10 protein-coding genes, 1 other RNA gene and 1 pseudogene are annotated in these 12,974 nt (G+C 37.9%); 4 read left to right on the top strand and 8 right to left on the bottom strand.

Features of this window, described 5'->3' with window-relative positions:
- Window positions 1–72 precede the first annotated feature (72 nt).
- The 3 genes from pfkA to ssrA form a co-directional block, all read right to left on the bottom strand.
- Entirely contained in the window at window positions 73–1,086 is a 1,014-nt protein-coding gene (pfkA, locus tag ABZ559_RS08225) for a 6-phosphofructokinase (RefSeq protein WP_018376269.1), read from the bottom strand.
- A gap of 71 nt (window positions 1,087–1,157) precedes the next feature.
- On the bottom strand, window positions 1,158–4,259 hold the full coding sequence (locus ABZ559_RS08230) for a DNA polymerase III subunit alpha (RefSeq protein WP_367005933.1): 3,102 nt from the start codon (window positions 4,257–4,259) through the stop codon (window positions 1,158–1,160).
- An 814-nt stretch (window positions 4,260–5,073) separates the two neighbouring features.
- Window positions 5,074–5,422, bottom strand: a transfer-messenger RNA (tmRNA) gene (ssrA, locus tag ABZ559_RS08235).
- Window positions 5,423–5,511: 89 nt separating this feature from the next.
- Here ssrA and ABZ559_RS08240 point away from each other — a divergent pair.
- A complete protein-coding gene (locus tag ABZ559_RS08240) occupies window positions 5,512–6,123 on the top strand; it encodes a TVP38/TMEM64 family protein (RefSeq protein WP_026217187.1) in 612 nt (203 codons plus the stop codon).
- A 42-nt stretch (window positions 6,124–6,165) separates the two neighbouring features.
- Here ABZ559_RS08240 and ABZ559_RS08245 read toward each other — a convergent pair whose 3' ends face one another.
- The 3 genes from ABZ559_RS08245 to ABZ559_RS08255 are packed head-to-tail and all read right to left on the bottom strand — an operon-like array spanning window position 6,166 to window position 7,999.
- Window positions 6,166–6,921, bottom strand: a complete 756-nt coding sequence (locus tag ABZ559_RS08245; protein WP_277290941.1) for an ABC transporter permease — start codon at window positions 6,919–6,921, stop codon at window positions 6,166–6,168.
- A gap of 9 nt (window positions 6,922–6,930) precedes the next feature.
- A complete protein-coding gene (locus tag ABZ559_RS08250) occupies window positions 6,931–7,629 on the bottom strand; it encodes an ABC transporter ATP-binding protein (protein WP_018376265.1) in 699 nt (232 codons plus the stop codon).
- Between the two features lies 1 nt (window position 7,630).
- Window positions 7,631–7,999: a GntR family transcriptional regulator gene (locus ABZ559_RS08255; RefSeq protein WP_273403156.1), complete on the bottom strand. Its 369-nt coding sequence runs from the start codon at window positions 7,997–7,999 to the stop codon at window positions 7,631–7,633.
- 495 nt (window positions 8,000–8,494) lie between these two features.
- On the opposite strand from ABZ559_RS08255, the gene ABZ559_RS08260 reads away from it, so the two are divergent.
- Genes ABZ559_RS08260 through ABZ559_RS08270 form a run of 3 tightly spaced genes read left to right on the top strand, consistent with a single transcriptional unit; the run spans window position 8,495 to window position 10,251 of the window.
- Window positions 8,495–8,875, top strand: a complete 381-nt coding sequence (locus ABZ559_RS08260) for a CidA/LrgA family protein (protein ID WP_018376263.1) — start codon at window positions 8,495–8,497, stop codon at window positions 8,873–8,875.
- A complete protein-coding gene (locus ABZ559_RS08265) occupies window positions 8,868–9,563 on the top strand; it encodes an LrgB family protein (RefSeq protein WP_367005936.1) in 696 nt (231 codons plus the stop codon). The genes ABZ559_RS08260 and ABZ559_RS08265 overlap by 8 nt, the downstream gene beginning before the upstream one ends.
- 58 nt (window positions 9,564–9,621) lie before the next feature.
- On the top strand, window positions 9,622–10,251 hold the full coding sequence (locus tag ABZ559_RS08270) for a DUF3862 domain-containing protein (protein ID WP_367005937.1): 630 nt from the start codon (window positions 9,622–9,624) through the stop codon (window positions 10,249–10,251).
- Between the two features lie 159 nt (window positions 10,252–10,410).
- On the opposite strand, the pseudogene ABZ559_RS08275 reads toward ABZ559_RS08270, so the two are convergent.
- Window positions 10,411–10,947 (bottom strand): annotated as a pseudogene (locus ABZ559_RS08275) (transposase); the annotation flags it as partial.
- A gap of 325 nt (window positions 10,948–11,272) precedes the next feature.
- Entirely contained in the window at window positions 11,273–12,955 is a 1,683-nt protein-coding gene (locus ABZ559_RS08280; RefSeq protein WP_367005939.1) for a carboxylesterase family protein, read from the bottom strand.
- Window positions 12,956–12,974: the final 19 nt, after the last annotated feature.

The raw sequence follows: 12,974 nt of genomic DNA on the forward strand, positions 1-12,974 counted from the left end.
ATATGAAACTCCCTTTATTTTTTTGTCGATTTACGACATTGATAACTAAAATGAATAGGTAAAACAGACTTCTTAGTGAGCGATGTCACGGTTCAATTGAGCCAAGTCAAGACGTGCTTTGTGTGGATTATTAACAATAATCTTACCGTCTTCTGTCAATGTGAACAAAGCACCTTCTTCTGCTGTTCCAAGGATTGGACTTTCTACAAGTTGTTCGTTGTGCACACCGACAGCAAGACCGCCGCGTCCTTCTTTAAGAAGTGTAACCGCATGTGCCCCCATCCATGATGCGAGAACACGATCACGTGGAGTTGGTGCACCACCACGAAGGATATGACCTAAGTTCGTTGCACGAAGGTCACTTGTATCACCAGCTTCTTTCATCAACTGAGCAAATTTTTCTGCATGCATCACACCTTCAGCAAGAACGATAATGTGGCGATGTTTTCCTTTTTCTTCATAGCCTTCACGAACTTTACGAACAACTTCGTTGATATCATAGGCTTCTTCTGGGATGATAATTTGGTCGGCACCTGCTGCAATACCCGCCCAAAGAGCGATGTCTCCGGCATTACGACCCATGACTTCAACAACAAAAGTACGACCGTGACTAAATGAAGTATCACGAATTTTATCCAAAGCTTCTGTCGCTGTGTTGATAGCTGTATCAAAACCAATTGTATAGTCAGTTCCAGCGATGTCATTATCAATTGTTCCAGGAACACCAACTGCTGGGAAACCATGCTCAGTCAAACGCATAGCACCATGATATGAACCATCTCCACCAACAACGACAACACCTTCGATGCCGTGTTTTTTAAGCTGTTCAATACCTTTTAGTTGCCCTTCAAGTGTTGCAAACTCAGGGTAACGAGCTGATTGGAGGAATGTTCCACCGTGTGACAAAGTATTTGAAACACTTTGAGCATCCAATGGGAAGATATCACCTTCCACCATTCCCGCGTATCCACGGTTGATACCATAGGCTTCCATTCCTTCTGAAATTGCTTTACGAACAACTGCACGAACAGCAGCGTTCATACCAGGAGCGTCACCGCCACTAGTCAAAACAGCAATACGTTTCATTTCCTATACTCCTTATTATTAATCTAACGTCCCTATTATAGCACATTCGTTAGCAAAAAGCTTTATTTTTTTCACCGAAAAATCGTTTTCATAACATAGGGTTTTAGCTTTTCAAGCAGTTCTCGCGATTTTTTTACTGAAATATTCTGTAATTGCAAGGTTTGCTTACTATCTTGATAGTGAAGAACAACGTTGTAGCTTCCTGGGTATTCTCCCAACAACTCAGAGATTACTTGGTCATTTTGATGATTTTCTAATAGTAGCCATAGCCGTTCCGAACTAACTTCTTGTGCCCGTGTCATCACCATTTGTAGACGACCATCACGCTTCTGAATTTTCCCAGTCAAGTAGTAATACGCTCCCACCCTCAACTGATCCCTGTATTGTGCAAATGTTTCTGGAAATAGGGTAACATCCGTCTTTTTATGGGTATCTGTTACTTTGAGAAAAGCCATTTGTTGACCCGATTTAGTACGAATTACATGATTGTCAATCAACTCAACTAAAACAGTTGTCTGGGTATTTTCTTGTAAATCAGCTAAGGCTGTAAATTTCTGACTAGAACGTTTGGCAATCTCCGCAAGTGGATGGGGACTAAGTCCTACACCAAGAATTTCCTGCTCCATCTGGTACTTTTCTGCCGAAGAATAATCATCAAGTTCAATCCAATTATAGGATGTATCCGCAAAAAGACTCCCCAATTCATTAACAAATACAAAGAGATTTTCGAGATTTTCCTCTATTTTGTGTCTGTTTCCATCAAACTTATCAAAGGCTCCTACTCTAATCAAAGGTAAAATGTATTCGTTCTTTTGATAATTCGCAGGCAAACGTGTTAGAAAATCTTCAACATTGCTAAATGGGCGGTTTTCAATGACCCAGTATGCCATGTCGCGAGAAATCGCTTTAATGTTCCGTAACCCCAGAGATATACGACCATTGGAAATTTTATCAGAGTAAGGAACGTTATTGATGTCAAATCCATCTAGAGTAAATCCTAAGTCCATAGCGTCAGTGATGTAATCAGCACTGGAATAATTCAACATAACATCAAAGAAAACACTTGGGTAGTGTGTTTTGAAGTAAGCAAGCTGAAAAGCTAAGGCCGAGTATGCAAAAGCATGACTTCGATTAAAACCATAACCAGCAAATTTAGCCATGCGTTCAAATAAATTTTGAGCAGTCTCCAAAGGATGACCTAGTTGTTGGGCACCGCTCAAAAATTCAGCTTCCATTTTCTTCATCTCTGTCAAATTTTTCTTTGACATTGCACGACGAAGTAAATCGGCCTTTCCAAGTGTAAATCCAGCATAAATCTGCGCAATTTGCATAACCTGCTCTTGGTAAAGCATGATGCCATAAGTTGGTTCAAGGATAGATGAGATGGCCGGGTCAATCAAATCAACCGCTTCCTGACCAAAACGACGCCGAATAAAATTTTCTGTGTAATCACTGGCTCCTGGACGATTAAGACTCGTTGTTGCAACAATATCTTCGAATTTCCTAGGTTTGATTCGTTTTAAAAGATTGATTGCTCCGCTTTGCTCAAACTGGAAAATTCCCTTAGTTTTCCCTGAAGCAAAAAGGGCCATTGTTGCCTCATCTTCTAAATTGATAGACTTAATATCAATGACTTGACCGTATTCTTTGGCAAGTTTTTCCTGCATTTTTTGAACAAAGGTCAGATTACGTAATCCTAAAAAGTCCATTTTTAGCAAACCATTTGCTTCAACAGCGCTGGCATCATATTGTGTAATCATCATATCCTCGCCTGCTTTAAGCGGAATGTGATCAGTCAAATTGTCATCACTCATCACAACGCCTGCTGCATGAATGGAGGTCTGTCGTGGATTGCCTTCAATTCGCTTGGCGATAGCAAAGGCACGCTGGTATTCCATTTTACTGTTGATAATTTGGCGAAAAGCTAGATTGTTTTCATAAACACTCGTCAAATTATCTCGAAAACCTATTTTTTTAGTGATATTGGTCAATTCATATTCGGGGGCGCCAAAACGTTTAAAAACATCACGAATAGCTTGTTTGGCACCAAATGTAGAAAAAGTCACAATCTGCGCAGAATGCAAGCTACCATATCGATTGCGAACATAGTGTAAAAATTCACTACGGTAAATATCAGGCAAATCAATATCAATATCAGGCATGCTGTAACGCTCTTCGTTTAGAAAACGTTCAAAAAGTAGATTATTTTTGACGGGGTCAATACCTGTGATATCTAATGCAAAGGAAACTAGACTTCCAGCAGCGGAACCACGGCCCATTCCCATATAGTAACCGCGGCTACGACCAAAACGCAGTAAATCCCAAACGATAAGAAAATAATCATCAAAGCCCATTTTGTGAATAACAGTCAGTTCATGCTTCAGCCTTTCCTGATAAGCAGGTAACCAAAGGTTTTTCTTTTTCAAGCCCTGTTCAGTTAACTCTGCCAACTCATCTACTGCCAATTTTTGACGATTGAAACGTGGCAATTTTAATTCAGTGTTGAATTCATAAGAAATTTCTGAAACCAATTTTTCTAAATTTATCAAGGCTTCTGGAAATTTCTCCTGAAAAACTTGGGTAACTATAGCACAATCTTTCAGGTTTTGATTGTTCGGTGCTGGCGGAACATCTTTCAGGGGAAGATTATCCCGAATGGCATGTAACATGTGTAGCGTCTCAACATCATCACTGTTAAAATAGCGAACAGGTTGTAAGGGAAGAATCGGTTTTGTGTAATTTTTTTGAGGTGAGTCTTCCCACACACCAATGTAGTATTGAAATGGTAAGTTTAGATTATCAGCTTCTAAATCCTCTGGAAGGATAACGGCAATATCTGACAGATAGGTCGGTAATTCTTCCAACGAAATTCTCTCGGTCATTTGTCTGGTCGAAATTTTCATCAAATTTTGATAACCGTTTGTATTTAAGGCAATCAAATAAAGAGATAACTCTGTCGCCTCTAATAGGATTTTTAACTCTAAACCAAGAACAGGTTGCAAACCACTCGCTTGAGCTTCTTTGATAAAATGATAAGCCACATACAAATTATCTTTGTCCATAATACCAATGGTCTTATATCCCAAAGTCTTTGCCGTAGCAATGTAAGTTTTCAAATCAACTAGACTATCCATGAATGAATAAACTGTTTTGGTATCTAATTGGGCAAACATAATTTCTCCTTCTCGATTAGTTTTATCTATTTAGTTCAATATCTGAAAATCATTTCCTTGTACACTGGTCAATCTTGATTGTATTCGCACACAAGTAGGCTATTTCATCCTTTAACAAAAATAAAAGAATTCACTCACAAATTTTACTTGATCCTAGGTGAAGGGTAATAGCATTTCAACTGATACTCTTCAAAAACCAAATTCAGACCCTGTTAACTTGATTTAATTTTCATTAAATGTGAAGACTGCTTTTAATTGTATGACATTAGGAAAGTAACAAGTACTATCTTCTACTCTTTTTGTATATCAACATCTTTATTATACTATGAAATGTGCCAGATTGCAGAAAAAGCAAATCATTTTCCACTGATTAGAGGTCATCTAACAGCGCTAGACTTTGAGAAGATTAGAAAAAAATACAAAATATCAACTTTCTCTAAACTCCGCATTTTCCCACTTCCATTTTTAAGACCTGATACCTATAACTTTAAGAATCTGTATTCACAAGCGAAGTACTTATAAATCAGAGATGGTTTTCGCTAATCAAGACAGTTTTGGGAGAGAATATTGACTGTATTTTGAAAAAAACTACGGATGAGTAACTCAAAACTAGCCTTGGATAGAAGCGCTGATACTCAATGAAAATCAAAAGTAGCCTAGGAAACGAAGCCGACGATAGAACTTGAGTTCATCAAGGCAAGTTGACAACGGATAATCTTGATTTTCGAAGAGTATGAACTGTGAATACAGGTTCTAAAACAAATATAAGCAAAAAACCCTTTAACTAAAAGGGTTTAGAAGTTTTAAAAACCTTAAATGGAGCCGGTGGGAGTCGAACCCACGTCCAAACACCTGCCAACATATTTGTCTACAACCATAGGTTATGCATTTGATTTAACTGAGACACGACACATAACTCAACCCTTGTCACAGCGAGCCTATCAATCTCTTTTTGGTCAGCTAGGCAATAACCAAACGTAATCTGCTAATAATAAGACCTCTAGCTAACCACAGATAAGTCAACAGAAGTCACGCCCGCTGTTTTTTAGGCAGCTAAAGCGTAAGAGTTTGTATTTTTTGCAGTTATATTTAACTGAGCGTTTACGTCGCCACACGAGTCGCAAAATATGCCTCATAATGCCTGTCGAATCCGTAACGACCCCAGACAAGACAATGTGATATACTCACCTGTACATTATAGCAAATAATGTTTCAAATAGCAAAAAAATAGTAGATATGTTATGATAGAAGCATGAAAATGAAATTGTCACAACGTTATCTATTTTGGCAAAAAGTCATTAAAGTTTTGGGAGTATTAGCACTCATTGCCTCAGGCGTTTTTGTTATCTGGCTCTACCGTCAGGGCATACTTAATGACAGTAATGAATTGAAAAGTCTTGTTAAGCACTATCGTTTTTGGGGACCACTTGTTTTTATCTTGATTCAGATTATACAAGTTGTCTTTCCAGTTATACCTGGGGGAGTTACAACCATCGCTGGTTTTCTTATTTTTGGTCCAGTTTTGGGTTTTATCTATAACTACATAGGTATCCTAGTGGGGAGTGGTATTCTTTTTCAATTGGTTCGTATCTTTGGCCGAAAGTTCATTCTTCTTTTTGTATCAGAAGAAACTTTTTATCGCTACGAAGCGAAACTAGAAACTCCTGGTTATGAGCGATTCTTCATTTTTTGCATGGCTTCGCCTATTTCTCCAGCAGATGTCATGGTCATGATTACTGGATTGACACAAATGTCGTTCCGGAAGTTCATGATTATCAACATCATTGCAAAACCGCTATCTATCATTGGTTATAGTTACCTTTGGATTTTCGGCGGTGATTTAGTTAAAATATTTTTAAAATAGAAAACACCATCAGACATGGATTAACACATCTGATGGCTTTTTTTATTGAATATTTAATTTATTCTTGATAATAAAGTATGTGCCACTGTAAAAAATAGCAATCTCAATGATAAACTGCACAAAGTAGTAATAATAAAATCGTGTAGAATAAATTTGGTCATTGATGAGAAGATTATTATCAACAAACATCACTGACAGAATAGAAAGCAAAATGGCTAAGACGACATAGAAAACAAAGCCCATTAACACACGACGATCAGTAAATAATTGTCCTAAAGCTATGGCTAGGTAAATCATCAAGGTTCCTGCAATAGCAGATAGTAGCACATATAAACTGAAGAAAAACGTATTGCTTTCAGGAAATATTTCATGGATATAAGGTAAGACAATCAACAGTTCTTTAACACCTACAGAAGGAATGACAACCAATAAAATTGCGATGATAATAACCAGAGCATTGAAGAAACTCCAAATTATTGATGCTACTAACTTAGATAAGATAATCTGGTGAATCGAGGCTGGTAGGGTTAATGTTAGGTAACCTTCTCTACCAAAAATATTGTTATAGAAGCGTTTGATGATAATGAATATGGTCGCCGCCCACGAACTTGCAATTAAAGCACCTAAAATTAAAAATAAGGAGAAAGGAATAATAGACGAAGTCAAATTATCTGTTCGTTCCATCAGCGATTTTAAGAAAAATCCTAAAATGGGAGCAATAACAAGGATTGCACTATTTAAGGCAAAATACCACTTTCCCACATACTTGAATTCGTATTTTAAGAGTTTTGCAAACATATTATCCTCCTATACCCTGTACTTATCACGAAACAGCGAATCAATTGACTCGCCATATTCTTCACGTATATCATCTGCATTTCCTTGCAAAATTATCCGTCCTTCTTTAAGGAAGATGACTTCATCAAGAACTGACTCAATATCTGCAATGAGATGAGTTGAAATAATCACTGATGCATCTTCAGAATAGTTGTTTATTATTGTGCGCAAAATATAGTCACGCGCTGCAGGATCAACTCCTCCAATCGGCTCATCTAAAATATATAATTTTGCTTGACGACTCATGACAAGGATGAGCTGAACTTTTTCCTTATTTCCCTTAGAAAGATTTTTCAATTGTGCATTAGGATCTAAATCTAAATCTTTCAACAGACAATTGGCTTTTTCACGAGAGAAATCATCATAAAAATCCTCAAAATAGTCAATAATATCTTTAATTTTCATCCAATCTCTAAAGTAAGTTGTGTCTGGGAGATAAGAAATAATCTTTTTTGTTTCAATAGAAGGACGGTAACCATCAATAACAATATCCCCTGAATCCGGTTGTAGCAAGCCATTAATTAATTTTATCAAAGTAGTCTTACCACTACCGTTTGAACCAAGCAAACCTATAATCTTTCCAGTTGGCAAAGTAAGGCTCAAATCATCGATCACAACTTGTTTTTTATATGATTTTGTGACATGATGTAGTTGCAAAAGTTGGGTCATCTTAGTCAACCTCCTTGAGATAAGTTTCTAGTATTGAGGGGATATCTTGAGTGTCAAAACCAATCTTGGCCATATTGTCAACAAAATTTCTCAGTTCTAATTCAGCTACTTCTTTACGTTTTTGTGCAATAAGTTCTGTATCATCTGTTACAAATCGACCAGACGTTCTTTGTGAATAGACCATACCTTCGCGTTCTAGTTCTGAGAAAGCACGTTGCATGGTGTTAGGGTTAACTCCGGCAATCTCTGCTAACTCACGAACAGTCGGAAGTTGCTCGCCACTTTTGATTTCTTGACTGATAATTTGCATTTTAACATGCTGCGCAATTTGTGCATAAATCGGCGATTTTTCATCAAATTTCCAGGACATACGGTGCCTCCTTCTGATATATTAAATAAGTAAAAACATTTGTACCATTTAAACAATACAAAAATGTTACCAAAAAGTCAAGCCATTTGCTGATTTATTTTATACTTAAAAGTAAATCTCATCTTAATGCACTAATAACCTGTATTTACAAGTGAAGTGCTTTTATATAAGAGATGAGAGTGCTGAACTGTGAATACAGGTTCTAAGATTCGGTAACGATGGCATATTGAACAGGATATATGGTTTTAGCAAGTTTAAATCAGTGAAATGAACAGACTTTATCTTTCATTTTTGATAGTACTACGACCTTCCTACTACTATTTTCGTGGCGATGTTTTTGAGGAGCAGATTCATTTTATTTTTTTGGTGAATACTGTTATATTTTCTGTAAATTGCCTGTTTATTTCAAATTTTTCAGAAAGTTTTTCATGTAAACGTTTCAGGTGCTTGAAAAAAATAAGTAGAGTAGTAGACTTATAAACGAAGGAGTTTTATATGAAATTATACGTTCAATTTATGATTATTCTTGTCTTCTCCTTTCTTGGAGAAGCTATTTCATCCATTTTTCACCTTCCTGTGCCAGGAAGTATTATTGGACTAACTTTGCTATTTCTAGCCTTAGAATTTAAAATCATTCGTCTTAGACATATTACTCTAGTTGGTGATTTTTTATTGGCTAATATGACCATTCTCTTCTTGCCTGCAGCGGTAGGTATTATGGAAAAATTTTCAGATATCAAACCTTACTTACTTCCTATCTCATTGATAATTTTAGCAGCCATTTTCATCAATATTGCTGTCATTGGTTTCGTTGTTCAAATCATTAAGAAAAATTTCGAAGGAGACTATATTGACAAAGGAGCACGTCATGACTGAACTTTTTTCTAATCCTATTTTTGGTATTATGTTATCCATCTTAGCCTATCTATTTGGAATACTAATTTTTCGACGATTTCCTCATCCAATTACAACACCACTCCTCTTGGCCACTGCTTTTATCATCATTTTTCTAAAAACAACTGGCATTTCTTACAAGGATTATTATGTTGGTGGCAGTTATCTCAATATGTTAATTGTACCGTCAACAGTTGCTCTCGGAATTCCTCTCTATCGCTCCTTTCATTTGATGAAACATCATATTAGGAGTATTTTACTAGGTATTCTCATCTCTTGTGTCATTAACACTAGTTTTACGGCTTTTATTGCCAAACTCTTTGGGATGAAATATTTCCTTGCCATTTCTCTTTTCCCTAAGTCGGTGACAACAGCTATGGCAATTGGGATTACCGATAAAATGGGAGGAATTACAACAATTACCTTAGTTGTCGTTGTGATTACTGGCATCCTAACAAGTGTCTTGGGACCAGTCTTTCTCTCCCTATTAAAAATTGATGATCCTGTTGCCGTTGGACTAGCCTTAGGTGGAACAGGGCATGCTATTGGAACAGGAACTGCTTTAAAATACGGTCGTGTTGAGGGAGCGATGGCTGGATTAGCTATCGGTGTCACGGGAATTACCTATGTCCTAGTTAGCCCAATCGTTGCACAAATTATCCTAAAATAGCTCTATCACTCTTCAAATATGGTATAATAAAGAGAAAAAGATTAAAAAGGAAAGTCAAGTGAAAAAAGGATTTTATCTCGTGACATTGAGTCTCTTACTAATTAGCCTCACCGCCTGCTCTAACAAAAATAAGGAGGCTACTTCACCTAGCTCCGATACTGAATTGTTAACTTCCAGTTCAAAAACTGAACATGAAGATGTTCGGCTTAATTTCAATAAGATTGTTCTTGCTCAGGCTGCCAATGAATTTAAGGGAGGTACAACCCTTGAAGAATTAAAAGCGATGTACGGTGAGCCAACTTCTCAAAGTCAGACTCCTGCTGGCGATGTAACATTGGATTCTTATACATGGAACTTTGACTCTGTTGTGGTAACAGTTCAATTATTTGGAAATAGTTCTATTGCTCGCTCTATTTCAAACTTTGTTTTTTCGCGAAAAGCTACCATTGATCAGAAAATGTATGACAAACTTGAAAATGGAATGGCTTTTAAACAAGCAATTGAGATTTTAGGAGAACCTGATGATTTTTCACAGGCAGTTTCTTCTGATAAGGTAGAACTACAAGCAATGTGGGTTAGCGGATTTAAATCAGAATCAAATTCTGACCAAAGTCGTTCAGCTAGTATCACACTAAGTTTTGAAAACGATGCATTGACGCAAAAAAGTCAAACTGGGTTGAACAAATAATCATTTTAGAAATAAACAAAATACCTTCGTTAAGGAGGTATTTTTGACTGCTTAATTCTTCTCAAATGTCAAATCTAAACATTTTTACTTTTGATTTAACACGTTAATGAAGGGCAGCTTTATGTTCATAGTAAATTCAAACGGGAGCGGGAAAGATCTCAATAAGTCCAGAAGCTGCGGCACTTTCTTCTTCAAGCTGGTATAAACGGATTGATGAACAATGCGAGGTGTGATAGGCGTCCCATCAACCAGTAGCTGAAGGAGATTGCGACTTTCCACATAATGTTTTCGTTGTCTGGTCAACTCCCTCAATTCTTGAATGGTTTCATCGGGAACGAAACTCCGAGGAAGCAGACCAATCCGTGTTAATTTGGCAATCCAGTGAGCATCCTTCTTGTCGGTTTTCTGACCTGGAATAGCCTTCATATGAGCTGGTTGAGCGAGTATCAACTTGAAGTCATCACATAGAGTATGCCAGACAGGTCGCCAATAAACACCTGTGCTTTCCATACCAACAGCTTCCACATGAAATTGACTGAGAAAATCGTGGCAAGCACGTAGGCCTTTAGTCGTTGTATCAAACGTAGCCATCTCACGCTTTGGACGAGTTGAGGTGAGTGGGCCGTGTAGGATACAGACAACGATATTGGCTTGATGAACATCAATACCTGCACAAGATTGATAGAGAACATCCATGACAATTCCCGCCTTCTAAAAATTAGAGAGCTTATCTACCAAATTTTAGTCGTATTTTTATACTCATGCCTATCGCATATTTTGGTGTGCTCGTCAGTAGAGTAGGTTAGTTTTTCCCGCGATGACTAACATCATTAACTCGTCAACCACAAAGCCCTCACTAAGATTATACACCTAGTGAGGGCTTTATGTTCGTTTTCATTATTCTGTGGGTGAGGGCGAAGCCATCATGGATGTCTTTCCCAGTCTCTTATTTTTTATTTCACCGTTGTCAACACCTTGTGTTGCTTTTTACTTTTATATTTTTTAATACAACAAAAATAAACTAATCATTAACCTTCAAACCATCCAATGGTTGACTGAACCAGCGACCGTTCAACACATTGTCAATTAAAACTTGTTTTTTATCTGCAGATAAAGTGCTATCTGCTCGAAGGTTCGCGACAATATCCTCAGCAGTTTGTGAATCTTCACCCAATTCAATTTCTGCTTTTTCTAGACTAGCGTCAAACTTCATCACTTGATTCCCGCCTGCTATCCACTTTTTCCATTGTGGTAAGTCTTTTCCATTAGGACTACCATTTGCGATGAATTCTTTCAAATATGCTTTAAACTGTTGACTTAATTGCTTGCTACCGTCGGCTTCAAAATCCTCACCAATAAATGTTGCATAATTTGATGGTTGTTGAAGCAAGGGTTCAAATACTCCATGAAAGGCACCTAACAACTGAGCTGTTTTTGGAGCAGTTTCCGCATTATCACCGTAAGAAATTTCTCCTATATAGATTGGGGATTTATAGGAGTCTTGCATTTTCCGGGCACTATCCACAGTATTGGACAGTCGGTAGAGGGCACTACCATATGTCTCAGCAAATACAAATTCTTTCAATTTGTCAGCATCAGAAAATAGACTTCCATCTGTCACAGACTGTGTAAAATACGGATCAAAAGCTGTGAATAATGAAAATTCGCTGGTTCCTGTTACTAAAAGGAGAGGAACATCATTATAATCTGAAGTGTCAAATCCTTCTTTCGGAATCACCACTCCATCTTGGTATAAATGTGGGAAGACAGACATACGAATACCAGCATTTCCCATCAACGAAGCCAAACGCTCCGCAGGAAGTCCATAAAGATAATCAGCTACTTGACGATCGTTGGATAACAACCATTCTTTTGCTTCAAGTTCTGTGGACTTTACCCCGTCTTCTACTACTAATGGAGCTAGTGCAGTCGCAAAAATATCTTGACTATCCGTCTCGTTGGCTAAGGTCATTCCTCCACTAAAGGAAATCGCCTTATCATATTTTCCTTTGAACAGGGGAGAAATTAAGGTTGCCATCACATCACGGCCACCAGCTGAAAATCCTGCAAGTGTCACATTATCCTTATCACCACCAAAGACCTCAATATTCTCTTGCACCCAATCCAGGGCTGCCGCAATATCCAAGAGGGTAAAATTACCTGATTTTTCTAAATCAGTTCCAGTCTTCAAGGCCTCCAAGGGGTTAAACCCTAGAGCCCCTAAACGGTAATTGACAGACACATAGACCGCATTAACATCCTTGACAAAGGTATTTCCCTTGATTTCTTGGGCGTGGCCTGTCTGGTTGTTTCCCCCATGCAAGAAGACAATAACGGGCAGACCTGCCTCTGTCGTATCGGGCCGTACCAAATCCAGATTTAAGTCCCCTTCAGAACCGACCACTTCTCCATTAGAAAATTGAACGAACTTCTCACCGGCCTTAGTCGCATCAAAGGTCTTTCTCCAAGCTTTAACGGTCTGTGGTTCCTTCCAACGTAAATCCCCGACAGGGGCAGCTGCATAGGGAACGCCTAGCCATTCCAAGACCCCATTTTCCTGGTCTTGCTTGCCCTTGACCTGACCACTGGCGATGGTTTGAGTGACTTCATTCTTAAAGGTGACAGCTTCTTTTTTGGTCTGGCTACATGCCGCTAAAAAGAGTAGCAGGACTAAGCTGAGCCAATAGAACAGTTTCTTTTTCATATGTTTCTAATCCTTTCTT

Origin of the sequence: Streptococcus sp. ZY19097 (genome assembly GCF_040731245.1) — a bacterium.
Lineage (GTDB): Bacteria > Bacillota > Bacilli > Lactobacillales > Streptococcaceae > Streptococcus > Streptococcus orisratti.